Genomic DNA, 25,767 nt, shown 5'->3' with positions numbered 1-25,767 from the left:
CAAACCTTATGATAGCTTGGTTTTACTGCGTGGAGCGACTTAGCCCATAAACGAACTTTCTTTGTTTCGTCGGCGGGTTTGCGGTAACGATTATGTTTCAAGGATAAACCCATGAAATACCCGAAAATCATATGATAGTATTTTGGATAAAAATGATTATTGGCGTTTCCGGTAAATATATATTTTATCTTTTTATATAATAATATTGGGTAAAGAAATGGCTTTTTTCGAAAATATTTGCTCTTCGCACAGTATGGCTGTAATATGTCTGTGTAGCAGCACAAACGGGGACAACAATGAATCGTATTGAAAAACAGCTATAAAAGCACGCTCATACGTTTTTTGTATAATATAAATCATAAGTAATTTTCTATGGGCTGATGAGAATCCGGGCAAGTGGTTCTTATTATGACGCACAGCGTTGAAATGGAATTAAGGATATGAAGCATCAAAAAGATATCGAATGGACAAGCCTTGAAAATGCCTCAAAAATATTTCCGGCAACCTGGAGTGTAAAAGACCCCAAGGTGTTTCGGCTTGTCTGTGAATTGTATGAAGCGGTAGACTCCGAATTTCTGCAGAAAGCGCTGGATAGGACTATCGATGATTACCCTCTCTATCGGTCTGTCATGAGAACGGGAATATTCTGGTATTATCTTGAAGCCAGCGATATCAGGCCGGAAGTCCAGATCGAATCAGACACGGTATGCGCGCCAATTTATCTGGGACATAAAAACAACCTATTGTTTCGGGTGATTTATTATAAAAACAGAATCAATCTTGAGGTATTTCACGCTCTTTCCGATGGCACCGGGGCCGTCCGTTTTCTTCAAGCCCTCGTATATTACTATTTGATGTTCAAACATGAAGAAAAATTTGCGAATACGATTCTCGTCAATGATCATTCTTCAATAAGTGGGCTTATGGATGACAGCTTCGATAAATATTTTGTCGGCGGCAGTCAAAAGAACAGTAAAATGCAAACCCCAAAAGCTGTAAGGGCGTATCAAATTCACGGGGTGAGACGGGCCGATAACAGATTAAATCTGATTGAAGGTTCTATGTCCACCCAGAATGTTTTGAATGAGGCCCATAAATATCATACAACGCTGACAGTCTTTCTCACATCGTTATACATTTACGCAATCGGTAAGGATATGCATGCGCGAAAGAAGATCCATCCGGTGATTTTGACTGTCCCGGTCAACCTGCGGCAATATTACGAGTCGGTCACGGCAAGAAATTTTTTCAGCTGCATTAATATTGGTTACAGCTATGAGAAGGACACTGATGACTTGAAAACTGTGATTGAGAGTGTGAGTGATCATTTTAAGAAGTATATTACAGTGGAGTATCTGAATAATCGGTCAAATAAATATATGGCAATGGAACAAAACCTGCTTACCCGTATTATACCCTTACCAATAAAAGATCTCATTCTCCGGATTGTTGCCGGTTTAGCGCGAAGACAAACAACATCAACGGTATCCAATCTTGGGAAGATATCCATGCCCACGGAACTTCATTCCGCTATCCGGCAGTTTTCTGCCTGCATCAGTGCCAGAAGGCCCCAGATGACCTTGTGCTCCTACGGTGACAGATTGGTCGTGAGCATTTCCTCCCCATATCGGGAAACCAATATCCAAAGAACGTTTTTTCGGCTGCTTTCAAAGGCTGAAATTGAGATTGAGATATCGTCCAATATCTGAGGGAAAGGATAAGCCGAATGCAGTATTGCAGTGAGTGCCGGATCCGCATCCGGGGAAGAGAAGAAAAATGCGTATTATGCGGCAACACTCTTTTAACGCCCAACTCTGACTTTGCCCGGGAAGAGATATTCCCCGATATACCGCGAGCGTACGAGAGCCATCTGGCAATCCGGATTTTGGTATTTATATCTTTTACCGCAGTAGTAGCCAGTGTTACTATTCAGAAGATTTTTCCTGCCGCTGGGAATTGGCCGATATTCGTTATATTCGGACTTATCAGTATGTGGATTGGACTAATCGTCGTTGTGCGGAAAGGGCATAATATACCGAAAACCATCATCTGGCAGGTGGCCGTTGTGTCATTGCTGTCTGTTTTTTGGGACTGGCAGACGGGCTGGAAGGGCTGGTCATTGGATTATTTAATACCGATTGTATGCGTGTCGGCCGAACTGGTTATGTATATAACGGCAAAGATTATGAAGCTCAGTATCAGGGAATATATTACCTATGCCATGTTGGATTGTTTGTTTGGTATCATCCCAATCATTTCTCTTCTGCTTGACGGGGTAAAAACGCCTTACCCGTCCATCCTATGTGTTGCGGTCAGTATTATCTTTCTGTCAGCAATATTCATCTTTCAGGGAGAAAATATGATAAAGGAATTGAACAAAAAAATGCATATTTAAAATGATATCGCAAGATATGATTGATATAAACAATAAGGGTCTTTTGTTTTTTGGTGGAGGCAAGGATGATGGAATATAAAAATGATATGCCTGTCCATGTTGCTATGATTATGGATGGGAACGGCAGATGGGCAAAAAAACGGCTGATGCCAAGAATCTATGGGCACAAGGAAGGCTGTGAAAATTTAAGGAGAATGACAGAGGCTTGCAGCCGGTTGGGTATTCAATATCTGACCGTCTATGCTTTTTCGACGGAAAACTGGAAACGCTCTGAAGAAGAGGTAACTTTCTTAATGGAGCTTCTTTATAATTACCTGAAAGATACCTGTTCGGAATTCATGGAGAATAAAATCAGGCTTACTGTAATAGGTGATAAGTCAAAGTTAAATTCCTCCCTCCAGGATATCATTTCCCGGACAGAAGCCATGACCTGCTCGCAACAGGGTTTACACCTGCAGGTAGCATTTAATTATGGTGGCAGGGATGAAATTAAAAGGGCAATCCAAAAGATGATGGCTGATACTTCTATTTTACAAGGAAATATCACAGAGAAAACGATCTCTGCTTATTTGGATACGGCAAATATACCGGAGCCTGATCTGCTCATACGTACCGGAGGAGAAAGCAGACTATCCAATTATTTATTATGGGAGATGGCATATACCGAATTATTCTTTATCGATACACTTTGGCCAGATTTCACAGAAGAAGAACTCATTAAGATTATAGAAGCATACCTCACTCAGGAGAGACGTTTTGGTAATGTAATTTAGTAGGCGGCTCATTGCCGAAAGTAAACCCGGCGGTAAGAGTAACGTTTACTGTATATTTTTGGCCTGCCTGATTCATTCATAATAGCGAGGAAAAAATCTTATCGTTTGACAAAGGTAAAACAATATGATAGAATTAGAACGGTCGTCCGAACTATGCGTGGAGGTGTAATGATGCAACGAAAAACAGAAAAAGAAGATACATCAGCGAAGATTCTTAATACGGCCTATGATTGCCTTTCTGCTAATGGCTATGCGAACGTGTCCATGCGCAATATAGCCGATGAGGCCGGTGTCGCATTGAGCCAGCTCGCATATTACTACAAGAATAAAGAAAATTTATTCAGTGAAGTCATCAATATGATGATGGATCAATACTTAAGTGAAATCGAGGCTACTCTAAAATCTACAGCGGCTGCAAAGGATAAACTCGCGTCTCTTGTGAGATACTTTAAGGAACTGATTAGAGATAATCCAAAGCTTTTAAGGCTTTTTATTGATTTTACAGCCCAGGCTTTATGGATTCCGTCTTTCAGGGAACAACTGGACAGCTTGTTTAACGCCATCACGGAAATCATCGAAAGAAATCTGCCGGTTGACACGATAGCGGGCAAAAGTTTGCAGCGGTATTCTCCCAAATGCATAGCGCAATTAGCGTTCGGCGCGCTATTTGGGACATCCATTCAAGTAATACTCGGCTCCGACAGGGATAGCGCCTTTGAATCCTTAAATCTGGCGGAAAATTTATTAAATTAAAAAGGAGTATGTGTCATGTCAAATTCATTTGAAAAATCGGTCAACCTGGGCTTGGGACTATTGCTGTATTCACGGGAAAAGGTGGAGGAGTTCGTGGAAGAGTTGGTTGGCAAAGGCGAGGTGGCAAAAAAAGACGCCCGTCAATTTGCCGGAGAACTTGTGCAAAGGGGCGCAGAGCAGAGGGATGAGCTGAAAAAGCTGATTTCTGAGGAGGTTACAAATGCCCTGGGTCATGTGAACGTGGCAAAAAAGGAAGACCTCGTCACAAAGGAAGAAATCACAGAAATTGTGCGGGAACAAGTACGGCAGGCGCTTCGGGAAAACGAGGACACAAAGTAAAGGGAGCAATACCCCGGGATGTTGGAAAACCGGCAGATTTGGGAAAGGACGCGGAGCAACCGTAAGGCGTTTTAACTGACTTATGAAAGGTTGGTATGCGTCCTTTCCCCTTTGACTTAATTCCAAAAGAGCGTCCGCTCCGTCCGTTTGCGCGGATGAAACGGATCATCTTTTGCAATGCCGCGGGATGGCAGGATAGGGTTGATAAGATGCATTATAAGCGCATTCACGCAAGGAGATACAGGGAGATCATCGCTGTTTTTACAAAGCATGGTTTCGGGCTGATGCTGGAGCGGTTTGGGCTCCGGTACCCTTTAAAGATAAAAGGCAAAGTTTCAGACGCCGGCACCACGCCTGATATTGCCGGGACTTCGGCCGGGAAAAGGCTGAAGCTGGCTTTGGAAGAACTGGGACCGGCGTTTGTCAAGCTGGGCCAAATTTTAAGCATAAGGCGGGATATCTTACCAGCTGATATTACCGAGGAGCTTAAAAAGCTGCAGGATTCGGTGCAACCTTTCCCTTTTTCCAGGGTAAAAGCGCTCATTGAAGCTGAATTTGATGATAATCTGGAAAATATCTATAAAGAATTCGACGAGCAGCCTGTCGCCTCGGCGTCAATATCCCAAGTCCATCGCGCACGGTTGGTTTCGGGGAAACAGGTCGCCGTAAAGGTTCAAAGACCGGACATTGAAGACATCATCCATCTGGATTTGGATATTCTCAAGAATTTGGCGCATTTTGTCGACCATCGCACGAAATATGGAGAACTCTATGATTTCAGTGGAATGGTGGCGGAGTTTGAAAAGACAATACAAAATGAATTGGATTTTACGAAAGAGGGAGAAAACGCCGATACCTTCCTGCGCAATTTCAGCCAGGATGAAGGCGTTGCAGTTCCAAAGATAAGATGGATATACACGACAAAACGCGTGCTTACTATGGAATATGTTGAGGGTATCAAGATCAGCGATTCCGATGCCTTGGATCAGGCGGGTATCGACCGCGGGGAGCTCGCAGAGAGGCTTGCAGCGTCCATATGCAACCAGGTGCTCCGGGACGGTTTTTTCCACGCAGACCCGCATCCGGGCAATATTCAGGTTCTGACGGACGGGACGATCATATTTCTCGATTTGGGGATGGTAGGCCGCCTGAGTGGAACCCGCAAAGAAATGATCTCCCATTTTTTTATTGGCGTCGCCTCCAAAGACACCGGCCTGGTGGTCAGCTCCATCCTTGATATGGACGCCATGCCTGACCGCCGCAATGTTAAAAATTTTGAAAGGGGTATCGGCGCAATCATCGAAAAATACCTGACCATGCCGATGAGCGGGATAAAGATTGACGAGCTGCTTCAGGAAGTCTTTCAGACGGCGTTTTCAAACCATGTGAAAATACCGCGTGAATTCGCGCTGCTCGCCAAAACCCTGGGAACGCTTCAAGGGCTGCTGGAAAAGCTGGCGCCCGATCTTAATTCCTTTGTCGTGGCGGAGCCCATTGCAAAAAAGCTGATTTACCAGTCGTTTTCGGCCGATAAGGTGAAAAGCCAAATAAAAAAGAACCTGCTCAATTATGGGAACCTGCTCACTGAATTCCCTGTTGCCATGCGAAACCTCCTGCGCAAAGCGGAGGATGAGGACTTTACCGTTCCTTTTGAGATGAAAGAGATGGATGACCTTAAAAAGCGATTGGAACGGATTTTCAACAGAATATCTTTCAGCGTGATATTGCTTGCCGTAAGCATCATCATCGCCGGTGTCCTTATAAGCTCCGGCCTCAGCGCGAATACAAGCGGCGAAATGGTTGTTTTCAATATTACCGTACTCAAAACAGGCCTGGCGTTTGCCGCCGTTATCGTTTTAGGGCTTGTGATTTCCATGTTCAGGTCAAGGCGCTGAAAATCATCATGCGAAAGGAGCATCCGGAGTGGTAGATTGGATTATCTCAAAATTACGTTTAAAGGCGGATTCCTCTGACGATCAGGAATATATCGAGTGTATCCACGACCTGATTGACCATGATATGGTCAAGTCAATGAAAAATTATATACAGCATGGCGATATCGACTGCCTGGAGCACTGTATTTATGTGTCATACAGCGGCTATCTTGTTTGCAGAAGGCTGGGCCTTGATTACCGCTCCGCGGCCAGAGGCGGGCTCCTTCACGATTTTTTCCTGTACGACTGGCATATCAAAAAATCGCATGAGGGGTTGCACGGGTTCACACACCCCCGCGTTGCGCTGGAAAATGCGAATAAATATTTCCATTTAAGCGAACTGGAACAGGACGTTATATGCAAGCATATGTGGCCTATGACGATAAAGCTGCCTAAATATAAGGAGACCTGCATTGTCATCGCGGCGGACAAATATTGCGCGTTTATGGAGATTTTTGATTTCGGAGAACGGAAAAATGTACGCAGGCTTCAAAGCCTGTTGTGTTATTAGCGCGCTTTCCTCAGGAAAGGAACAGAAAAAGGATGTTTGATATTATCGCGGGCCCTATGGGAGCCGTCTTAAAATTTATTTATGATCACATTGCGTTCCAAAATTATGGGATTGCGATCATACTTTTTACTGTCGTAATAAAATCCCTGATGCTTCCCCTGACCATAAAGCAGGTTCAATCGACCTCAAAAATGGGCGTGCTTCAGCCGCAGATGCAGGAAATTCAAAAGAAGTATAAAGACGACAAGGAAAAGCAAAGTGCGGAACTGATGAAACTATATCAGGAGAATAAGGTGAGCCCTGCCGGGGGCTGCCTTCCCCTGCTGATACAGATGCCGGTTTTGTTTTCGCTGTATTATGTGATCTCGCAGCCGCTGAAATACATGGCCGGAATATCCGCGGAGGCAATAGGACAGCTATATGAAATGGTACCGCAGGGGGCCGACAAGCTTGCGAATATGAAAGACCTGAGTATCATCGCTTATTTCAGCGGACATACGGAGCTGCTGGAGAAGGTCGCCCATCTGCTGAAACCGGCAGATTTGTTCAACATGGATTTCCTGGGGATCAATCTCGGAGCGATACCCGCCTGGAATCCCAGCGTTTATATAAATCCCGGCGTGGGCATACATAGTTTCCTTCTGCTTCTGATACCTGTATTGTCGGCTCTCACATCCTATATATCCGCAAAATACTCCATGCAGGCGACGCCTCAGACAAGCGGCGATCAGATGCAGTCATCCATGCAAAAAAATATGCTCCTGATGTCCCCCGTCATGAGCGGTTTTATATCTTTTACCGTACCTGCCGGATTGGGCCTCTACTGGATTATCGGGAACGTCTATCAGATCGCGCAGCAAATGTTTATGAACAGATTTGTAATAAAAAAGCCGCCGAATTCAAGCGCAGCAAATAAAGCAGTGAAGGAAAGGACAATCGAGGGTGGATAATCTCTTGGAGCAGATCTCCGATCCGGGCGATATACAAGGGTTGAAGTCGGATCAATTAATACAACTGGCGGACGAGAGCAGAGCGTATCTGATAGAAACCCTTTCAGGGACAGGTGGTCACCTGGCTTCCAATTTGGGCGTGGTAGAACTCACGATTGCGCTTCATTATGTTTTCAGTTCCCCAAAGGATAAAATCATATGGGATGTCGGGCATCAGTCCTATACACATAAATTGATTACGGGAAGAAGAGAGCGGTTTAATACGCTCAGAACGCTGGGCGGTATCTCCGGCTTCCCGAAAACACAGGAAAGTGAACATGATGTTTTCAATACGGGGCATAGCAGCACTTCAATATCCGCCGCTCTTGGATTCGCAAAAGCAAGGGATCTGAAAAAAGAGAATTACTCGGTAATCTCCGTAATCGGTGATGGGGCGCTCACAGGAGGGATGTCTTTCGAGGCGCTCAACGACGCCGGAAGATCGCTCAATAATCTGATTGTGGTCTTAAACGACAATGAATTTTCCATAAGCAAAAATGTAGGAGGTCTTTCAAGACATTTATCGCAAATAAGATCGGAGCCTGCCTATTTTAAGATGAAGGAAGTTTTGGAAAAGGCTTTTTCCAGGATACCCGGTATTGGCACGAGCCTTGTCGAAGGATTGGACAGAATCAAGAGTTCGGTTAAATACCTAATTATGCAGCGAACATTGTTTGAAGATCTTGGCTTCCGATATTTCGGCCCCATAGACGGCCATGATATTAACGAACTTATCCGTATATTTTCAAAAGCCAGATTCATAAAAGGGCCGATATTGATACACGTTCATACGAAAAAAGGAAAAGGATATAAACCTGCGGAGGAAAATCCCGACGCCTTTCACTGCGTATCCTCTTTTGAAATCCAAACAGGTAAAATTCATAATCATAAAGACGACAATTTTTCGGATGTTTTCGGAAAAGAAATATTAAGGCTTGCCGAAGAAAAAAACGAGCTTATAGCGATTACCGCCGCCATGCGGGACGGCACGGGACTTGTGGAATTTTCTAAAAAGTATCCGAAAAGATTTTTTGATGTGGGGATTGCCGAGCAGCATGCCGTGACCTTTGCCGCGGGTATGGCCAAAGGCGGGCTGATCCCTGTTTTTTCGGTATATTCTTCGTTTTTGCAGCGGGCGTATGATCAGATCATCCATGATGTCGCCATGCAAAATTTGCATGTGGTGCTGGCAATAGACAGGGCGGGTGTTACCGGCGAGGACGGAGAAACGCATCAGGGTATCTATGACCTGTCTTTTCTCACGCATATTCCCAATATGTCTATCCTTTCTCCCTGCGATTATGCGGAACTAAAAGAGATGCTCAGATACGCCGTTCTGGAGCATAACGGCCCCATCGCCATCAGATACCCCAAAGGAAACGGCGCGGCGCTATTGGCGCAAATGCGGGAGCCCGTCCGCTTCCATAAAGGGATCAAGCTTTGTACAGGGAACGACATTTCCATTATTGCGGCGGGGAAAATGGTGGAAGTTTCTCTTCAAATTGCAGCGGAGTTGAAAGGCAGAGGTATTTACGCTGATGTAATCAACGCGCGGTTTGTAAAACCTCTGGACGAGGAGTTGATTATCGACTCCGTCATGAGGACAAAAAAGGCGGTAACGATAGAGGATCACAGCATCGTTTCGGGCCTCGGAAGCGGTGTTCTGCAAATGCTGAACCGGCATGGACTTAAGCCCGACATAAAGCTGTTTGGTTTTCCGGATCAGTTTATCGGGCAGGGCAAACAGGATGAGCTGTTTAAGCTGTATCAGCTCGATCCGGATTCCTTGATCCGGGAAATCACAGCGTTTTTAGGAAAAAACAAGTAGATTATCATAGCAAGGATTGTGGTCATGAAGATGTGATATACATCATGTCAGGCTTGGAGAGAGGAGGTTTGTCATGTCGGATTCAAACATTACAAAGCTGGCCCTTGCCAATTCCTTAAAGGGACTGATGGCTAAGAAAGCCTTCAGCAAGATCTGCGTGAGCGATATTGTAAATGATTGTGGGCTGACAAGGCAAGCCTTCTATTATCATTTTAAGGATAAATACGACCTCATGAACTGGATTTATTATACGGAGACCGCCCGTTTTATGAGCTCTTACGATACGGTCGAGCATTGGACGGACGGTCTGAAGGATTTGTGCAATTATATGCGGCAAAACAAGACGTTCTATATGAAAGCGCTTAACACAACCGGACAAAACTCCTTTCAGGAATATCTGCATAATTACATCCGCGATATTTCGGTTGCCGTCATAGAGAACATCAAAGGCACGGAATTTGAAGAGGAAAAATGGGGATTTATCGCTGAATTTATTTCCACCGCTTTTGTCGGCATGATTGTGCGATGGGCCAATAATGGTATGAAAGAGGAGCCAACGGAATTTATTGCGCAGATACGATCTCTATTTGACGGAAGCATTCTTTATGAGCTGGAAAGCCAAAGCGAAAAGACCTCCGCGGAAAATCCGATAAAATAGGAATGAACGCTATAAACACACAGCGCTTTTCATTCTATGGTGTCCGAGTTTTTAACGGTGCGCGCTGCTTTTAATATATTCCCGGCCGAAATTGGAGCGAATGATATGAAAAACATCATCAATTATGCAATAGAAGAAAACAAACCTTTTATAAACATGGAATTTGGCGGGGTTGACAGCCTGATTTTATCCAAACTGGCCTATCTGAATTTTGACGGTTTCGCTTCCGGCCTGTCCGATGCTGCGACGCCGATGAGCATAAAAGAAATAGCGGATATGGATAACACAGACGCGCTGTTTCATAATACATGGGACAGTAAAAACAACCAGCGCCTGTTCTTTGCGCTTGCGGGCAGTTCAAGGTTTCGTGACATGAAAGTGATTTTCTATGTCAATAAAACAGATCCCGAGACTGAAAAGCAGTTTTCAGCCGTTACGTTTTTGCTGGATGACGGTTCGGCTTATATCGCTTATCGCGGAACCGATTCATCCTTTGTCGGATGGAAAGAGGACTTTAATATGGCCTTTATCAGCCCCGTTCCGTCGCAGGAAGAAGGGGTTTCCTATCTGAATGCCGTCGCGGACAGAATTTCATACCCCTTAAAAATTGGTGGACACTCAAAAGGAGGAAATATCGCGGTCTATTCCTCCATAAAATGCCACCCAACCGCACAGGAAAGGATCACGCAGATTTTTAGTCATGACGGGCCTGGATTCAGGGATGAGGTTTTTCTGAGCAATGAATATGGGGTTATACAAGATCGAATTCATAAGACCCTGCCGCAGTCATCCGTCATCGGGATGCTTTTGCAACATCAGGAAAATTATTCCGTAGTAAAAAGCAACCGCGTCTGGCTCATGCAGCACGATCCTTTTTCGTGGCTTGTTGACGGCAATGATTTTCAATACGTGCAGTCGATGAAAAAAAGTGCGCTCTATATGAACGGGACGTTGAACCAATGGGTCAACTCCTTTGACGACGAGAAACGGGAGCTGTTTGTGAATACCCTTTTTCAGATTATCCAGGCAACAAACGCTACCACATTTTATGACCTGACAGGAGATTGGCCCCGAAAAGCCGCTGCCGTGCTGGATGCGATTAAAGATATCGATGTTGAGACGAAAGCGTTTGTTTTTCAAACCATAAAGGCGCTGTTTGTTTTGGCTGTAAAAAATATACGGGAGATAAGATCGGAGAATTTGCAATAAGCCTGAGAACCGAAAACAAGCTCTTTTATTTTAAGATATACAGCCAGTCTTTCTATCTCCTTGCGCGAAGTGCGCTCATGCTGTAAAACGCGCTGAAAAATTCATTCTTTGTTAGTCCAAGGCAGTTTTCCCATAAAAAACATTACTGTGCCAATTGCCAAAATTATTAGAGATATGAACTGAGATGTTGACAGGATTGCTATGCTGCCTCTGTAATCGTTTCTAAAGAATTCTATTATGAATCTTCCCACACTATAAAGAACGAGGTATAAAGCCCCGACCTTCCCCCTTTTTCGGCCTTTTCGTGCATATACTAACAACACGACAGCAATCAGGAAGTCCCCCGCACTTGAAAACAACTGAGTTGGTATAAGCTTAACGCCGTTGGGTGCAATAGGCGAGTTGTGAAATGCGATACCAATAGCGGTATCTGTTTCACGTCCATAACAGCATCCGGCAAGAAAACAGCCAATTCGTCCAAACCCCTGTGCCAGTGCTACGGATGGCGCTGTCAAATCAAAGTATTGTAAAAAACTAAATCTTTTGAGTTTACAATATATCATTGCCGCTAATATGCCGCCAATGATACCCCCATATAGTACAAAACCGCTTCCGGATAAAATGCGCATAGGCTCATTGAGAAACACATTTATTTCGACTATACAATAAAGCAATTTTGCGCCAATAAATCCGAATACAAGGGATACCATTCCTAAACTATACACGAAATCCGCATCAAGGCCCTTTTTTTTCGCCCGTTTCCCCGCTATTACCAAGGCGCATAAGATGCCTATCCCTATCATTAGCCCATAGCCGTGTATTGATATGAAACCTATTTTGAATATTTCATTATACATGCGATTATAGCCTCCTTAATGCGGATATTGCCCGAAAAAATGTATTTTGTCGTTATCATAAAGATGCCTCACGATCACTACGGCAACAGGCAAAACAAAAAGGCCGATAAATCCGAAGACTTTTAATCCGACATACATGCATATCAGCATGACAAGGGGATGCAGCCCGATTTTCTTTCCTATCAGCTTAGGCTCCAATATATTGCGGACTACGGTTATGATAAGGTATAGCGCTGCGAGTCCGAAAGCAAACGGCATGTTGCCTTTTATCAGTTCAATAATGATCCACGGAATGACAACGCCGCCCGTGCCAAGCACGGGCAGTAGGTCGATGACAGCGATCAGCGCGGCCACGGTGATCGCCCCGTCCACCCTCAAGAGAGAGAGCCCCAAAGCAAGCTCGGCAAATGTTATGGATATTAAAATTGCATAAGCCTGTACGTATTTTAAACCGATGCCGGTGGCAAATTTTTTTATTTCAACTAATAGATTCCGATTTTTGACCGGAAACAGCCCTGCGATATACCCTGTAATTTTACTGTAATCCATAGCAAAAAACAGGGATGAAATGACTGCGAAGATAATTGATAAGAACAGGCCGGGCATGAAAGATACCGCAGATGATATGAATTCAATCGCTTTTGAGGAAATATTAGAAACGACCGACCCCACGGATTGCGATAATGAAACCGCCATATCCTTAATTGCCTGAACCATCAGGGGATCGAGCCTCTCTATGAGTTTTTCCGCGTTTTCAAAGAGCTCATAGATCGCGGGTTCGATATTCGTCGAATACATTTCCGGAAGCTGGACGATTCCATCTTTCAGCGCCATGATCAGCCTTACGCCGATCCAGGACAGGGAAAAGCCTGCCGCGCCATAGAACAGCAGAATCAGGATAACGGCGACAACTTTTTTATGGATATGCCATTTTTCGGACACAGAATTGATTACCGGCTTTAACAGTAAAGCCGCTATAAAGCCAATAATAAAAGGCATAAGCAAACCAAGCACATATTTTATTGCAATATACCCAATGGCGATGATTAAGGCAAAATAAATGACGTTGATAATAAAGTTCTTTCTTTTTTCCACTATCATAATATTAACTTCCTTGTTGAACATGATTTAAGAACTTGTACAGGGCTGCATGCCTTGAAGCATTTCAAGAAGCGAGTTCTCAAAGGCGTATTTCACCTTCTTGAATACACAGCAGGCATTCCCCGCCGAGCTTATCACCATGTATCCGCAACCGGACAGGATTTTCCCGCTGACATGGCGCATATCGCTTAACCATTCAAGCGTTATCAACGGCTGACCCTTTTCCCCTCTTTCGGAGCATGCGAAAGCATACAAAGCATCCTGGCACAAAGAGGAAACGCCGGCATCGGCAATATACATGCCGAACAGAATGCCAAGAGCAATTGCGGAGCGGATGTATTCCGGCGCGGTCACTTTTTCCATGTTATCCTCGTTATAGGTTAAATGAAAACCATACAGACAGCGGTTTTGTTTTAATATCCTGAAGGCGTTTACACAGCTTTCGCTTTTTAGATCCCCGTCCAACGCCTGTACGCAAACCACGGCATTATGGATTCCCCGCAGGGAAGCGGCGGTTTGATCCGTAATCAGAGCGGAAGGCGCTTTGAATACAAACAGGCATTCGTCAAACTGCTTTACGATTCCACACAGATCGGCAATATCGTTTGCCTCATGAAGACAGAAGATATAGCTGTAAATACCCAGCTCCTGCCCTTCGCGTATGAGCTTCTCTATTTGATGAAAAAAATCAGGGTGGGATTCAGAAATATCGAAAACCAATAGCCACGGAAACGGACGATCCATTGCCTCCTGCCGTTTCCGTAGTTTATTTGCTCCATAGGTCAGGCTGTTGTACCCCAGGTTCAGCCCTACTTTTTTGATCGTATCGTTGTCAACGTCGGCTATCATTCTGGCGGCCAGCGCGTTGTAGGGATTTTGCGGATTGGATATGACCTTTTTGGCGGTATTGAAAAACCATTTCTGATTTTCACTTGTTGAAAAAAGAAGACCTAAATCGATCAGGTTTCTTATGCTTCGCCTTGTATTGCTTTTCATATCTTCCATCGCTTTACTGACAGCAATATTGATTGTCTGCCTTATCAGCCTATGCTGTAGTTCCAACATGAGTAGCTCCCTCCTTATAAGATACTTCCGTTCTTATATTTTTTATATTACCCTGAAATAGCGATGTACTCTATTGACAGAAATCTGCATGTGTAAAGTTTCTTTACACATGCTTTTTCTGTCTAATTACTCAAAATTTGCAATATGGTAGACTTCATTTAAGATAAACTTTGATCGGAGGTTATATTATGAACAACATTATCGGTTCCACAGGGTTGAAACTGGCGTATGCCTATTTGAATTCCAATCCTGAAAAGAATGTCCCGAAGCTCATGGACTGGATGGATCGTTTTGATAAGAAGGAGACCATGAAAGGGCAGTTAAACGCAGTCCGCAAGGTCATCGAGGATAAGGACAATAACTGGTATAAGCTGATTCTCAGCATGTGGACGGATGTTGATCCTGGGGTGCGGAAGGCGTTTTTCAATAACTTCATATTAAATGAAAACTTTATCGGATTTCCTATACAGGAGGTCAACAAGGAAAAGTACGACTGTAACATACCATGGGCGATCCTGATGGACCCCACCTCAGCCTGCAACCTCCAATGTACAGGTTGCTGGGCGGCCGAATATGGGAACAAGATGTCCATGAGTTATGAGACGCTGGACAGCATCATCCGGCAGGGCAAGGAACTGGGGGTATATTTCTTTGTCTATTCCGGCGGCGAGCCGCTCGTTCGCAAAAAAGACATCATCCGTCTCTGCGAAAAACACAGTGACTGTGAGTTCCTTGCCTTTACAAATGGTACCTTAATCGATGAGGAGTTCGCAGACGAAATGCTGCGCGTAAAGAATTTTGTACCTGCAATAAGTATTGAAGGCTTTGAAGATGCAACGGATTCCCGGCGTGGCAAGGGGACTTTTCAGGCAGTCATCCGTGCCATGGAGCTCCTCAAGCGTAAAAAGCTTGTCTTTGGCGCTTCCCTTTGTTATACGAGCCATAATACAGAGGTAATCGGCAGTGAAGAGTTTTTCGACTACATGATCGGGAAAGGCGCGAAGTTTGCGTGGTTCTTTACCTATATGCCGGTAAGTGTCGATGCTGCTCCCGAGTTGATGGTAACCGCAGATCAACGGGAATTCATGTATCGGCAGATTCGCAAATTCCGGACAACAAAGCCGCTGTTTACTATGGACTTTTGGAACGACGGCGAATATGCCGGGGGCTGTATTGCGGGCGGCCGGAGATATTTGCATATCAACGCGGGCGGCGACATCGAGCCATGCGCGTTCATCCATTACGCGGACTCCAATATCCATCAAAAAACCTTGCTTGATGCATTGCAATCTCCGCTGTTCATGCAATACCACAAGAATCAGCCCTTCAATGAGAACCATCTGCGTCCCTGCCCCCTGCTCGACAATCCAGAGCGTATTGTTGACATGATCGAAGCATCCGGCGCAAAATCCACAGATATGATAAAGCCGGAGGATGTCCGTGATTTAAGCGCAAAATGTGACCACGCCGCCGAAAATTGGGCCGTGACGGCGGAAAGGCTATGGGCAGAGTCGCACGGTTGTGACCATTGTTCTGACTGCGGCATCAAAGCGCGGCAGGCGGTTTGACGGAAACCACGGGTTTCCTTCAGACCGAAAGATCCAATCCGGCGTGCCGCCCGCCGATAAAGTGGCAGCCGCGGCGCATGTCCGAAAAGCCCCACGCTCCGGCCGGGGCCTTTGTTTGGATTTGTGCGCCGCAGAGCAAGGAGCTTATATGATAAAAGATTATGTTATTTTTACCGATGCCGCGTCAGACCTCCCGGCAGAGCTCATTGACGCTCATCATATTTCCGTTATTCCCATGTATTTTGAAATGGAAGGCAAAAGCTATCAGCATTACCCTGACGGCAGAGAGCTTGGATATTCCAAATTCTATGAAATGCTCCGCTCGGGGAAAATGGCTAAAACATCGCAGATCAACAGCTCGGATTTTGGGGATTATTTCGAGCCTGTATTGAAAAGCGGGCTGGATATTCTCTACATAGCCTTTTCATCGGGCTTAAGCGGCACGTATCAATCTTCGGTAATAGCCGCAAAAGAATTGATGGAAAAGTATCCTGAGCGAAAGGTGTACTGCGTGGACTCGCGTTGTGCCAGCGCAGGAGAGGGTATGCTTGTATACCACGCCGCGCTTAAAAAACAGGAAGGATTGAACATAGACGAGCTGAATGATTGGGTGCTTCAAAACCACAATCACCTGTGCCATTGGTTTACGGTAAACGACCTCAATCATTTGAAGCGCGGGGGCAGACTGAGTGCCGCATCCGCCGTAGTAGGTACTATGCTTTCGGTAAAACCGATTCTTCATGTTGATAAGGAAGGCGGTCTTGTCCTACGCGAAAAAACACGTGGACGCCGAAAATCGCTTGAATCGCTTGTCGCCCATATGGAGGAATCCTGTGTTAAGCCGAAGGAGCAGACAATCTTCATCGGCCACGGAGACAGCTTCAACGACGCGGTAATCCTTTCAATTATGGTAAAGCAGAGGTTTGCTGTTAAGGATGTAATTATCAGCAATGTCGGGCCGATCATTGGCACCCATACCGGGCCTGATATGATCGGACTGTTTTTCTTTGGCAGCGGGAAATAATCGGTAAATGAAAGAAGAGAAAATCGTATGAACTGGCTTAAAAAATTGATGGCCGGGCGATACGGATGCGATCAGCTTTCAATGTTGCTGCTCGTATTATCTTTTCCGCTGATTGTGGCAGCCGAATTTAGCGGCCGGATACAAATAACGTATTTAAGCTTTGCTCCATTGGGGGTGTGCATTTACAGAACGCTGTCAAAACAGATAGAAAAGCGCAGGCTTGAAAACTATAAATTTATGATGTTGTTAAGCCCTGTGTATTCTTACTTTAATGAAAAACGCAGAGATTTTAAAGACTTTCAGAACTATAAATATTTTAGATGCCCGAATTGCAAACAAAAGCTGCGCGTGCCAAGAGGAAAAGGAAAAGTCGCCATCACCTGTTTTAAATGCCATACGGAGTTTACAAAGAAAACATGATTTTTACTGTCCCTAAGATCGAATGTGTTTGCTGAAGGTGAGATTTTGTGACCTTATCGCAGGAGCAGCGTATGTATTTTAATGAGTGCATAAAAGATATTCTCAATTGCGAACAGGTTTTGCAGCTTGACCGCTATAAGCGGCATGGTAATACAACCTGCTTCAGACACAGTGTGGCGGTCGCATATTACAGTTACCTGCTTTGCAGCCGGTTGGGAAAGGGCTTCAATTGCAGAAGCGTCATCAGAGGCGCGCTGCTGCATGATTTTTTCCCTTACGACCATGGATTGCACGGACTTTCGTATTCCAAAGCGGTGCTTGAAAATGCGGAGAGCTATTTTTGGCTCAATATAGTCGAGCGGGACATTATTCAAACGCACAGGTGGCCGTTGGCAGTCAGACTTCCAAAATATAAGGAAACATTGGTGTCTGCATGGTAGACAAATGCTGCTGTGTTGTAGAAACATTCCATTTGTTTTTTTATGGAGACAAGTTCAAAAGTAAATAGACCCAATGAAATAAATTATTGAGGTGGCGTTGTTTGATTTTTTTATCACAGTATTTTTTGTGGCTGATTACCTATAGCTTTTTGGGATGGGCTTATGAATCCGCCATTTGTTCCATAGATGAACGCAGACTTGTGAATCGAGGATTTTTGAATGGCCCGATCTGTCCGGTATATGGTTTTGGGGCTTTGGCTTCCATATTTGTTTTGGATCAGAGAACGGACAATGTCATTATTCTGTTTTTTGCCGGCATGATTTTAACCTGTACGGTCGAATATATTACAGCCGTGTTGCTTGAAACGCTGTTTCATGCGAAATGGTGGGATTATTCCAACCATCGCGTCAACTTTCAGGGCCGGGTCAGCCTGCTGGGGGCGGTGGTTTTCGGCATCCTGTCGGTGCTGCTGATAAAGTATATTCATCCCTTTGTCGGCGGTCTTACAAATCAGTTGCCCGATTGGACGCTGGTTTCTGCCGCCGTTATCATTTTTCTTGTCGTCATGCTTGATTTATATATCACGGTGCGGCACTTGCTTCATCTCAACGGCAGGCTGGCGGAAATCCAGTCTGCCCTTGATCGTTTCATAGATCAATACACAAAACGCGCGGGAGACTTGAAAAACGCTCTGTTTGACAAGTTTGAAGAGAGCGAGTTTTATAACGAGCGAATCAAAAAGCTGATCAATGTAGGCAGATTCCAGGACACCAGGCTTGTCCGCGCCTTTCCGAAATTGAAGTCTTTAAGGTATAACGATGCGTGGCAAAAACTGAGAAGCATAGTGTTGACTACGGATAAAAAGGATTGATCCTGCCTGGTGGATTATTTAAAGGAGAGCGGTTGCCATGCCCATTGCTGTAAAGCTCGAAAGCCTATTATCGCAAAAAAATATTCCCTTTTCTGTGTTTGCGGAAAAGGCCGGCGTTACAAAATATAATCTTTCAACCCTGAAATCAAATAGGGCCAAACTGATTCGTTTTTCTTCTTTGGATAGAATTTGTAAAACTTTGAATTGTCAGCCCGGAGACATATTGGAATATATACCTGATGAAGAGAAAGTTGAGGTAAGCGAAAAAAACCGATCAAAAGAGGTGTAACGAACATGATTAAAATAACCGCGGACAGCACCTGTGACCTCTCTCCCGAGATTTTAATCGATAGGGGCATTACGTTGATGCCACTTTGCATTCTTGTGGATGACAAAGCATTTCGGGACGGCGTGGACATCACGCCTGCGGACATATTCAGATATGTGGACGAGGAAGGAAAAACATGCAAGACCGCAGCCGTGAATGTTTATGAATATGAGCATTTCTTTGCAGAGTTTTCACCGAAAAACGAGGCGGTCATTCATATCTGCATCGGCTCGGATTTTTCCTCCTGTTATCAGAGTGCGGTTCAGGCGGCACAGAGTTTTAAGAATGTTCATGTGGTTGACTCGCGCAACCTCTCCAGCGGAAGCGGGCATATCGTTTATGACGCCGCATCAATGGCAAAGGATGGTCTGGAGCCGGAGGAGATTTGCAGCAGGCTGGAGGCAACGATTCCTAAAGTGGACGCAAGCTTTGTGATTGACCGTCTGGATTATTTGCATAAGGGTGGGCGCTGTTCAGGGCTTGAAGCCATCGGAGCAAGATTGCTTCAGATAAAGCCATGCATTGAAGTCGTTGACGGAAAAATGAAAGTCGGGAAAAAATACAGGGGAAATTTTGAACGCTGTCTTGAACACTATGTAAAAGACAGGCTGTATATCAAACAAGACATCGACTATAGCAGGGTGTTTATCACACATCCCATGTGTTCCGCGCAGACCGTTGCAAAAATAAGAGAGGTTATTTGTCAATATGCCCAATTTGACGAGGTCATTGAAACCCGAACGGGATGCACGGTTGCGAACCATTGCGGACCCAATACGCTCGGCATTCTATTTAAACGCAGGAGCAGAAAGGAAAGCCATGCCGCATATTGATGTTTCAAAAACCAGATATCTGTTTGATGGAATTACAGGGGATTTGATCCCCAATGAGATTGCACAGGCCATTCGTTCTTTCCTGGCCGTGGAAAACACATATTTGTCGGTCGCCCGTGAAATTGCCACCCGGCTTGAAAACTTGAATGATGCGCTTAAAGTCACTATGGATCGGAATCCGATCCAGCAGATTAAAACAAGGGTCAAAACACCCAAAAGTATTATGGATAAGCTGCTCAGGAAAGACCACGAAATCAGCGTTGAATCGGCAAAGGAGCATCTGGACGACATCGCCGGCATTCGTGTTGTCTGCTCCTATATTGATGATATCTACCTGATCGCCAACCTGCTGACCGCTCAGAGCGATATTGAGCTTATCCGCCGCTCCGATTATATTCAAAACCCCAAGCCAAATGGCTACCGCAGTCTGCACCTCGTTGTGACCGTTCCTATATTTTTATCGAATACGACCGAGCGTGTAAAGGCCGAGATCCAAATCCGAACCATCGCTATGGATTATTGGGCGACGCTGGAGCATGAAATGGTTTATAAGATGGGTGACAAAAAGACAGACGCAATCGTAAAAGAATTAAAAGACAATGCGGATGTGATTGCACAAACGGATGTGCGGATGCAAAAGCTGCACGATATGGTTTCTTCTCCGCCAAAGTTGATTCCATTATGAAAAGATGTGTAGATGATTGAATAGAGATTTTGTTAAACTCGTCGAGTGATAGCAAAATACAGTTGTTGGAAAGGAGGTCTTCCCATGAGGAAAAGTATTTTAATCATTGATGATGACCTAAAAATTTGTCGCCTTATTAAAAACAATCTTGAAAATGAATTAACTGATGTTCATTATGAACTCTCCTACCAGAATGGATTGGACAACTTTATGAAACATCAATACTGTCTTGTCATCATGGATTTTCTACTTTTAGAAACAGCTGATTTAACCATGTTAAAAATAATGCGACATTCAAAACCGGTTCCCATATTGATCCTTTCCGCGAACGCCAGTACTGCAGATAAAGTAAGAGCATTAAAAAGCGGAGCCGATGATGTTCTCTCTAAGCCATTTGAAGTAGAGGAGTGCGTTGCACGTGCAGAAGCTCTCATTAGGCGATACATAGAGCTTCGTAATGATGCTGATAATATATATACCTTAGTGTTTGGGTTAGAGCTCCTTATTGATCCCCAATACCGCATTGTTGTACTCAAGGGGCAGCGGCTGGAACTGACAAAAAAAGAATTTGACATACTATATTTGTTTGCGCGACATCCCCTCCAAGTGCTGACAAGGGTACAGATATATGACCAAATATGGGATTCCGAATCGGTTTTTAACCCTGATGATACTGTCCGTTTTCATATTCAAGGCCTTCGTAAAAAGTTGGGCGCAATAGATGAAGCGTCATATTTTGAAACTGTCTGGGGGGTTGGATATCGCTTCAATCCCCGTGTTGGAAGGATAAACTAATTTCTTGTTCTTTCTCTGATGATATAGCTCTTTGTTAGGGTGGGGCCTTCAAGTAGGGTCATCATGAACCGCAGGTCGGGTCAGCAAAAAGTTGCACTATCCCCTTGGCGGAAGGGTATATTTTTTCGCTCGTCCGCGCTATCACATTTTTTTAACCAGATAAAGATTGGAGCTGTTGCTTCCGTTCTCACGGTAGCGCGGCTCCTTTTTCAAGAAGCCGCGCTGTGTTAAATCACGAATCGCACGTTTGACCGTGCTGCGGGACAAGCCGAGGTCGGCGGCAATCGTATTGATCCCCGGCCAGCACTCGCCGGTACGGTTCGACCTGTCCTTGAGATACATATATATGGCTTTTGCCCTGTGAGGAAGTTCCTCGGTATAGATAGTATCAAAATAACTCATATAATCAGCCTCCTATGTCCGAATTTGGCGACGCTGGGAGGCACCACCATCAGCCTCCGGCGCCGGGGTATGGGATATACCGCCTTTAACCGCATCCTCGGGCGGCTCCGCTTCTTCTTCGCATACGCAGGCGATGTGGCGGCGGATGATGCTCTGTTCCAGCTCTGTTTTGTCAGCGTAGGCCACCTTGCGTTGTGCTTTTTCAGGGACAGAGTACGGCTCCCCGAAGGTGATACCCCAATCGAGGAAAAGCCGTAGACGGGTCTGCATGGGATGTGTACCGGTCTTCATGACCACAAACCAGCCTTTTGGCATGCTCTTGAGTTCGTCCGGTGTAAGCAGCGGCCGCTCCATCATCTGGAGGGATTGGCTCGGATCGTTTTTGCCCCGGCTGATGCTGCCGCTCATGACTGTGCGGCTGCCGAGGGCTTTGGATAACACCTCTGCGGTCTGGCTTTGAGGCGCGAAACCTCCGAAGATGGTATCCTGGCAGTTATCAATGATGATCTCCGAGCCTTCTTTACCATAGTTCTTTTGAAGCTGACTAAAGCTCTGGATGATCGGTACCATCATGAGGCGGCGAGAGCGGGAGGCGCTGAAAATAAGCTCCAGCGACTCAATGGGCGGGATCGTGCCCAGCTCGTCGCAGTAAAACACCACACGGTTTTTGAGCTTGCCGCCCTGCTCGTCGGCCACCGAGAGGATTTCTCTGTAAAACTGCTGGATCATGAGGCTGACCATGAAATACTTGGTCAGATCTTCTTCGGGCAGCACAATGAAGACGGCGGTCTTTTCGTTGCAGAACCGCTCCGCGTCGACCGCCGAGTCAAAGCAGAGTATCTGCTCCATCTCGCTGTCGATGAAAGCATTGAGGCGGGAGAGCACGGTGGACATGACCGACGCCATCGCCTGCTCCGCGGAGTTGAGCGCGGCGCCGGCGAACCAGCGCGCCTTGTGATCGGGCGGGAGCTTATCCATCAGAAGCTGGAACTGATTCTTGCCTTTGATCCGGCTCGGGGCCAGGAGATCCTGCACCATCTTGAACACGCTGATGATGTGGCGGCGCTCTCGCGGATCGTCCTCGGTGGGCGGCAGATATTCGGCAAGGAGCAGGATCACGGAGGTCAGCAACCCCTCGGCAGCGTCATAAAAAAAGGCGTTCTGACCGAACGCCGCACTGTTGCCGGAGGAATTGATGATCGTCTTACTGATTATTTTGGCGTATTTCTCTGCCTTTGCCTTTGCCGCAAGGTTATTTTCATCCTTGCGGTAGATATCCATATAACGGTTGACAAGATGTAGCATATTATTGCCGTCGCTCCTTGTGGGGTTGCGGAGATCAATCACTGCGATATTGTATCCGTAGTAGTCACGGGCGATGCCGCCATAGTTGCGATAAAGATCCCCCTTGGTATCGGTGCAGAGAAAGCTCATTTTCGTCGCGCAGGCATATTCGAGGTTCGGATATAAGAAGAACGCCGTCTTGCCAACACCGGACGCGCCGATCATGAGCGTATGGACGTCGTCGGTGTCCACCAACGCCGTGACCTCGTTCTTTCGGCCGGTGCTGCCGAGGATGATGCCCTGGGCTTCCGGACGATTCTTGCCCTTGCGCCACGCCTCCGGCTCGAACGGGATATGCTTATAGGTCTTTTTGATTTCCCCCTTTGAAGCAAATCGGGCGGTACCGTGCTGGCCATCGCCGACCGTTTTTGATTTGATTCCGTTAAGGGTATAGTAATGTGCCAAAAGGGAGAGCCCGCCGAGTACGACGAACATGATTACACCTGCAGAAATAAGGGTAATTATTTGTGATCCCTGCATATGATTGCCTCCTTCTTTTTTCAAATTGACATTAAAAAAGTGAGAACCGGCAGGTTCCCACTTTTTTATATTGATGTGATATTAAATTATAAACTGCCGATTGCAGCCATTTGAGATCGATCTATTTGCCTAACAATAATGCTTCAGACTAAATTTTCAGGGTTTTCCGTCATAGCGTTGACTGTGGTATAAACTACATGCAGTTGATGCAAAGAGCAGATATTCAGTTTTCGTATGATTTTTTGTAGCAATTCCTGGCCGTCCAGCCTTTCCGGGAAGAATACCGTATCCACTGACATATTCAATGTTATGGCGATCTTAAAAAGAAGGTCAACGGACGGCTTTCTGCTCCCGGCTTCGACCTGCTTGATGTGAACAGAAGCCACGTTTATCATCTCCGCCAGTTTCTCCTGCGTTAGTTTGTTGTCTATACGGGCAGCCTTGATTGCCGCCCCAAGTTCTTTTCCGTCTAATATCATATTCTTTCAGCCTCCCTTATAGTTATCTTAAAGAATACAGAATGACTTGAAAATCAGCGCAAAGAATACTATAATGGATGCACAGAGAATACTTTGCTGATAAACAGGGCAAGAGCCGTATTTTCTGTGATTCAAAAGACGACATGCACCTTTTTGAGAATAAAGTTATGTGTGCTTCTTGCATAGATAAAATCAAAGCTGTTAACCTGGAGGACGAATCTATTGATTAACATTGCCATATGCGACGACATGCCTATATTGCGCGAGGTCCTGGCTGAAATGATACATACTTACGAAGCGGAAAAGAACATAAAATTTAATCTGTGCGAATTTGGCAGTGGCGAAGAGCTTCTTGAAACATTCGACCGGGACAAGAAATACTTTGATGTTTTCTTTTTGGATAACCGCATGAAAAAACTGACCGGAGTTGATATCGCCCTGCATGTCAGGCAATACGATCGGGATTGCCATATTGTGTTTGTTACAGCGTCTGATACGCAATATGCATTTATGTCAGCTGCTCCCTTGAAAATATTGCGTAAGCCGGCGCAAAAGGAGGATGTCTATAAAATATTGGACTTCGTTTCAGCATGCGCAAGCGAAAATGGATGAAAGCAGATTTCTGTTAAGAAAGGATATCGGGTGATCGAGTGGCAGGAAAACCGATGAGCAGCGAATTCGTTTTCAAAGAAAATGAATCTCTTTTTCAGGATGTTTTTTTTTATTCGTTTGCAGGGCAGATTTTAGTGGATGAACACCTGAATATTGTATTTGCAAACAACCGAATGTTTGAGTATTTCAGATCAAAGCCATATGACATTATAGGACTGCCGTTCGGCCGCGCCTTTTTTTGCAGGGAACTCCGGAATAATAGTTCCGGCTGCGGCAAAGGCAAAAACTGCTTTAACTGCGGTATCTTAAATGCGATGGAGGAAATCCGGCGAAACAATATCCCGATTGAAAACTATGTGAGCCAATACTGTTTTCATTGGAATAATCATTATCGAAAAAAATGGTTCCAGTTAAACGGAAATCCAATTACATATTGCAACAGACGATTCTTTGCGCTCTCTTTCGCGGATGTCACCGAATTAAAGCAGCGGGAAATACAGTTGAGGAAAAGGCTCTTGCTTGACTTGCCTACAAAAACGATGAATAAATTCAGTTTGATGGAAGCTGTGCAGAATCTGCTGGAATCAAACGGGGGGTGCTACCGATTCACCATCGCCTTGATTGATTTTGATAGTTTTAAGGAAATAAACAGCCGATACGGCCACATAACCGGGGATGAAATATTGAAAGTTTTTGCGGATATTTCGAGAAGATATATCCGCAAAAGCGATCTTTTAGGCCGTTTCGGTGGTGAAGAATTCGTCTTTGTTTTTAATGAAACGGATGAGCGGCAGGCAACACAAATACTGAAACGAATTCATGAGGCGCTTGAGAGCTATTATTCCGAGGCCCTGGACATGCCGATCACGTTCAGCTCGGGCATCCTTTATGTTGACAATGTGAGTTATGCTTTGTCCTCATGCTCCAAGCTCATCGACGATGTCGATCGTCTGATGTATCAGGCAAAGAATGACGGAAGAGGCAGAGCCGTGAGCAGCATGGGAAAAACGCTGTTTGCTAAAGGTTCATGAATGCACCTGCCTCAAGGCAGGTGCATTCATATCTTTAACCTT

28 protein-coding genes are annotated in these 25,767 nt (G+C 45.2%); 22 read left to right on the top strand and 6 right to left on the bottom strand.

The genetic code is table 11. From position 1 onward, the window contains the following. Positions 1-440: 440 nt before the first annotated feature. The 11 genes from C1I38_RS03145 to C1I38_RS03095 all read left to right on the top strand — a co-directional run bounded on the left by C1I38_RS03145 (position 441) and on the right by C1I38_RS03095 (position 11,389). Positions 441-1,709 carry a hypothetical protein gene (locus C1I38_RS03145; RefSeq protein ID WP_119776881.1) on the top strand — a complete coding sequence of 423 codons (1,269 nt, stop codon included), beginning with the start codon at positions 441-443 and terminating at the stop codon, positions 1,707-1,709. Positions 1,710-1,726: 17 nt separating this feature from the next. Then, positions 1,727-2,395, top strand: a complete 669-nt coding sequence (locus C1I38_RS03140) for a DUF6320 domain-containing protein (protein WP_119776879.1) — start codon at positions 1,727-1,729, stop codon at positions 2,393-2,395. Between the two features lie 65 nt (positions 2,396-2,460). Next, a complete protein-coding gene (locus C1I38_RS03135) occupies positions 2,461-3,168 on the top strand; it encodes an isoprenyl transferase (RefSeq protein WP_119776878.1) in 708 nt (235 codons plus the stop codon). Between the two features lie 168 nt (positions 3,169-3,336). Next, positions 3,337-3,921 (top strand): TetR/AcrR family transcriptional regulator, encoded by a 585-nt coding sequence (locus C1I38_RS03130; RefSeq protein ID WP_243103764.1) that lies wholly within the window; start codon positions 3,337-3,339, stop codon positions 3,919-3,921. 15 nt (positions 3,922-3,936) lie between these two features. After that, positions 3,937-4,260: a hypothetical protein gene (locus tag C1I38_RS03125; protein ID WP_119776874.1), complete on the top strand. Its 324-nt coding sequence runs from the start codon at positions 3,937-3,939 to the stop codon at positions 4,258-4,260. A 95-nt stretch (positions 4,261-4,355) separates the two neighbouring features. Then, entirely contained in the window at positions 4,356-6,155 is a 1,800-nt protein-coding gene (locus C1I38_RS03120) for an AarF/UbiB family protein (RefSeq protein WP_348980865.1), read from the top strand. Positions 6,156-6,183: 28 nt separating this feature from the next. Then, positions 6,184-6,705, top strand: a complete 522-nt coding sequence (locus C1I38_RS03115) for an HD family phosphohydrolase (RefSeq protein WP_119776872.1) — start codon at positions 6,184-6,186, stop codon at positions 6,703-6,705. 32 nt (positions 6,706-6,737) lie between these two features. Further along, positions 6,738-7,655, top strand: a complete 918-nt coding sequence (locus C1I38_RS03110; RefSeq protein ID WP_119776871.1) for a YidC/Oxa1 family membrane protein insertase — start codon at positions 6,738-6,740, stop codon at positions 7,653-7,655. Continuing rightward, positions 7,648-9,522 (top strand): 1-deoxy-D-xylulose-5-phosphate synthase, encoded by a 1,875-nt coding sequence (dxs, locus tag C1I38_RS03105; RefSeq protein ID WP_243103762.1) that lies wholly within the window; start codon positions 7,648-7,650, stop codon positions 9,520-9,522. Before C1I38_RS03110 ends, dxs begins: the two co-directional genes overlap by 8 nt. Before the next feature lie 73 nt (positions 9,523-9,595). After that, positions 9,596-10,180, top strand: coding sequence for a dihydroxyacetone kinase transcriptional activator DhaS (gene dhaS, locus C1I38_RS03100; RefSeq protein ID WP_119776867.1), 585 nt, complete (start codon positions 9,596-9,598; stop codon positions 10,178-10,180). A gap of 105 nt (positions 10,181-10,285) precedes the next feature. Continuing rightward, complete coding sequence (locus tag C1I38_RS03095; protein ID WP_119776903.1) at positions 10,286-11,389, top strand: DUF2974 domain-containing protein; 1,104 nt, start codon at positions 10,286-10,288, stop codon at positions 11,387-11,389. 101 nt (positions 11,390-11,490) lie between these two features. Here the strand turns inward: C1I38_RS03095 and C1I38_RS03090 are convergent, their stop codons facing one another. From C1I38_RS03090 to C1I38_RS03080, 3 genes are read right to left on the bottom strand one after another with little or no spacing between them, the layout of a single operon-like run. Further along, positions 11,491-12,246: a prolipoprotein diacylglyceryl transferase gene (locus C1I38_RS03090; RefSeq protein ID WP_119776866.1), complete on the bottom strand. Its 756-nt coding sequence runs from the start codon at positions 12,244-12,246 to the stop codon at positions 11,491-11,493. Positions 12,247-12,261: 15 nt separating this feature from the next. After that, the gene (ytvI, locus tag C1I38_RS03085) at positions 12,262-13,347 is read right to left on the bottom strand and encodes a sporulation integral membrane protein YtvI (protein ID WP_119776864.1); all 1,086 of its coding nucleotides are present in this window, start codon (positions 13,345-13,347) and stop codon (positions 12,262-12,264) included. A gap of 27 nt (positions 13,348-13,374) precedes the next feature. After that, complete coding sequence (locus C1I38_RS03080) at positions 13,375-14,412, bottom strand: hypothetical protein (protein WP_119776863.1); 1,038 nt, start codon at positions 14,410-14,412, stop codon at positions 13,375-13,377. Positions 14,413-14,600: 188 nt separating this feature from the next. Here C1I38_RS03080 and C1I38_RS03075 point away from each other — a divergent pair, with 188 nt between their 5' ends. The 9 genes from C1I38_RS03075 to C1I38_RS03035 all read left to right on the top strand — a co-directional run bounded on the left by C1I38_RS03075 (position 14,601) and on the right by C1I38_RS03035 (position 21,377). Next, positions 14,601-15,980 (top strand): radical SAM protein, encoded by a 1,380-nt coding sequence (locus tag C1I38_RS03075; protein WP_119776861.1) that lies wholly within the window; start codon positions 14,601-14,603, stop codon positions 15,978-15,980. Next, entirely contained in the window at positions 15,934-17,004 is a 1,071-nt protein-coding gene (locus C1I38_RS03070; protein ID WP_243103761.1) for a DegV family protein, read from the top strand. Before C1I38_RS03075 ends, C1I38_RS03070 begins: the two co-directional genes overlap by 47 nt. A gap of 27 nt (positions 17,005-17,031) precedes the next feature. Next, the gene (locus C1I38_RS03065) at positions 17,032-17,424 is read left to right on the top strand and encodes a hypothetical protein (RefSeq protein ID WP_119776860.1); all 393 of its coding nucleotides are present in this window, start codon (positions 17,032-17,034) and stop codon (positions 17,422-17,424) included. 71 nt (positions 17,425-17,495) lie between these two features. Further along, positions 17,496-17,864, top strand: coding sequence for a phosphohydrolase (locus C1I38_RS03060; protein ID WP_243109281.1), 369 nt, complete (start codon positions 17,496-17,498; stop codon positions 17,862-17,864). A 101-nt stretch (positions 17,865-17,965) separates the two neighbouring features. Next, entirely contained in the window at positions 17,966-18,736 is a 771-nt protein-coding gene (locus C1I38_RS03055; protein ID WP_119776858.1) for a putative ABC transporter permease, read from the top strand. A gap of 37 nt (positions 18,737-18,773) precedes the next feature. Next, a complete protein-coding gene (locus tag C1I38_RS03050) occupies positions 18,774-19,025 on the top strand; it encodes a helix-turn-helix domain-containing protein (RefSeq protein WP_119776856.1) in 252 nt (83 codons plus the stop codon). Positions 19,026-19,030: 5 nt separating this feature from the next. Next, positions 19,031-19,897 (top strand): DegV family protein, encoded by an 867-nt coding sequence (locus tag C1I38_RS03045; protein WP_119776855.1) that lies wholly within the window; start codon positions 19,031-19,033, stop codon positions 19,895-19,897. Next, the gene (locus C1I38_RS03040; protein ID WP_158582068.1) at positions 19,884-20,582 is read left to right on the top strand and encodes a GTP pyrophosphokinase family protein; all 699 of its coding nucleotides are present in this window, start codon (positions 19,884-19,886) and stop codon (positions 20,580-20,582) included. The genes C1I38_RS03045 and C1I38_RS03040 overlap by 14 nt, the downstream gene beginning before the upstream one ends. 84 nt (positions 20,583-20,666) lie before the next feature. After that, positions 20,667-21,377, top strand: coding sequence for a response regulator transcription factor (locus C1I38_RS03035; RefSeq protein ID WP_119776852.1), 711 nt, complete (start codon positions 20,667-20,669; stop codon positions 21,375-21,377). Positions 21,378-21,518: 141 nt separating this feature from the next. Here C1I38_RS03035 and C1I38_RS03030 read toward each other — a convergent pair whose 3' ends face one another. The 3 genes from C1I38_RS03030 to C1I38_RS03020 form a co-directional block, all read right to left on the bottom strand. After that, on the bottom strand, positions 21,519-21,779 hold the full coding sequence (locus C1I38_RS03030) for a helix-turn-helix domain-containing protein (RefSeq protein WP_119776850.1): 261 nt from the start codon (positions 21,777-21,779) through the stop codon (positions 21,519-21,521). A gap of 12 nt (positions 21,780-21,791) precedes the next feature. Further along, positions 21,792-23,603, bottom strand: a complete 1,812-nt coding sequence (locus tag C1I38_RS03025; RefSeq protein ID WP_243103760.1) for a VirD4-like conjugal transfer protein, CD1115 family — start codon at positions 23,601-23,603, stop codon at positions 21,792-21,794. A gap of 143 nt (positions 23,604-23,746) precedes the next feature. Then, on the bottom strand, positions 23,747-24,082 hold the full coding sequence (locus C1I38_RS03020) for a helix-turn-helix transcriptional regulator (protein ID WP_119776848.1): 336 nt from the start codon (positions 24,080-24,082) through the stop codon (positions 23,747-23,749). 222 nt (positions 24,083-24,304) lie between these two features. On the opposite strand from C1I38_RS03020, the gene C1I38_RS03015 reads away from it, so the two are divergent. Together C1I38_RS03015 and C1I38_RS03010 are read left to right on the top strand one after the other, a co-directional pair. Continuing rightward, positions 24,305-24,694 carry a response regulator gene (locus C1I38_RS03015; protein WP_199698307.1) on the top strand — a complete coding sequence of 130 codons (390 nt, stop codon included), beginning with the start codon at positions 24,305-24,307 and terminating at the stop codon, positions 24,692-24,694. 53 nt (positions 24,695-24,747) lie between these two features. Beyond that, positions 24,748-25,725, top strand: coding sequence for a GGDEF domain-containing protein (locus C1I38_RS03010; RefSeq protein ID WP_119776847.1), 978 nt, complete (start codon positions 24,748-24,750; stop codon positions 25,723-25,725). The last annotated feature ends 42 nt before the right edge of the window (positions 25,726-25,767 follow it).

This window comes from Dehalobacter sp. 12DCB1, assembly GCF_004343605.1.
Lineage (GTDB): Bacteria > Bacillota > Desulfitobacteriia > Desulfitobacteriales > Syntrophobotulaceae > Dehalobacter.
This window is presented reverse-complemented; position numbering and strand designations above follow the sequence as displayed.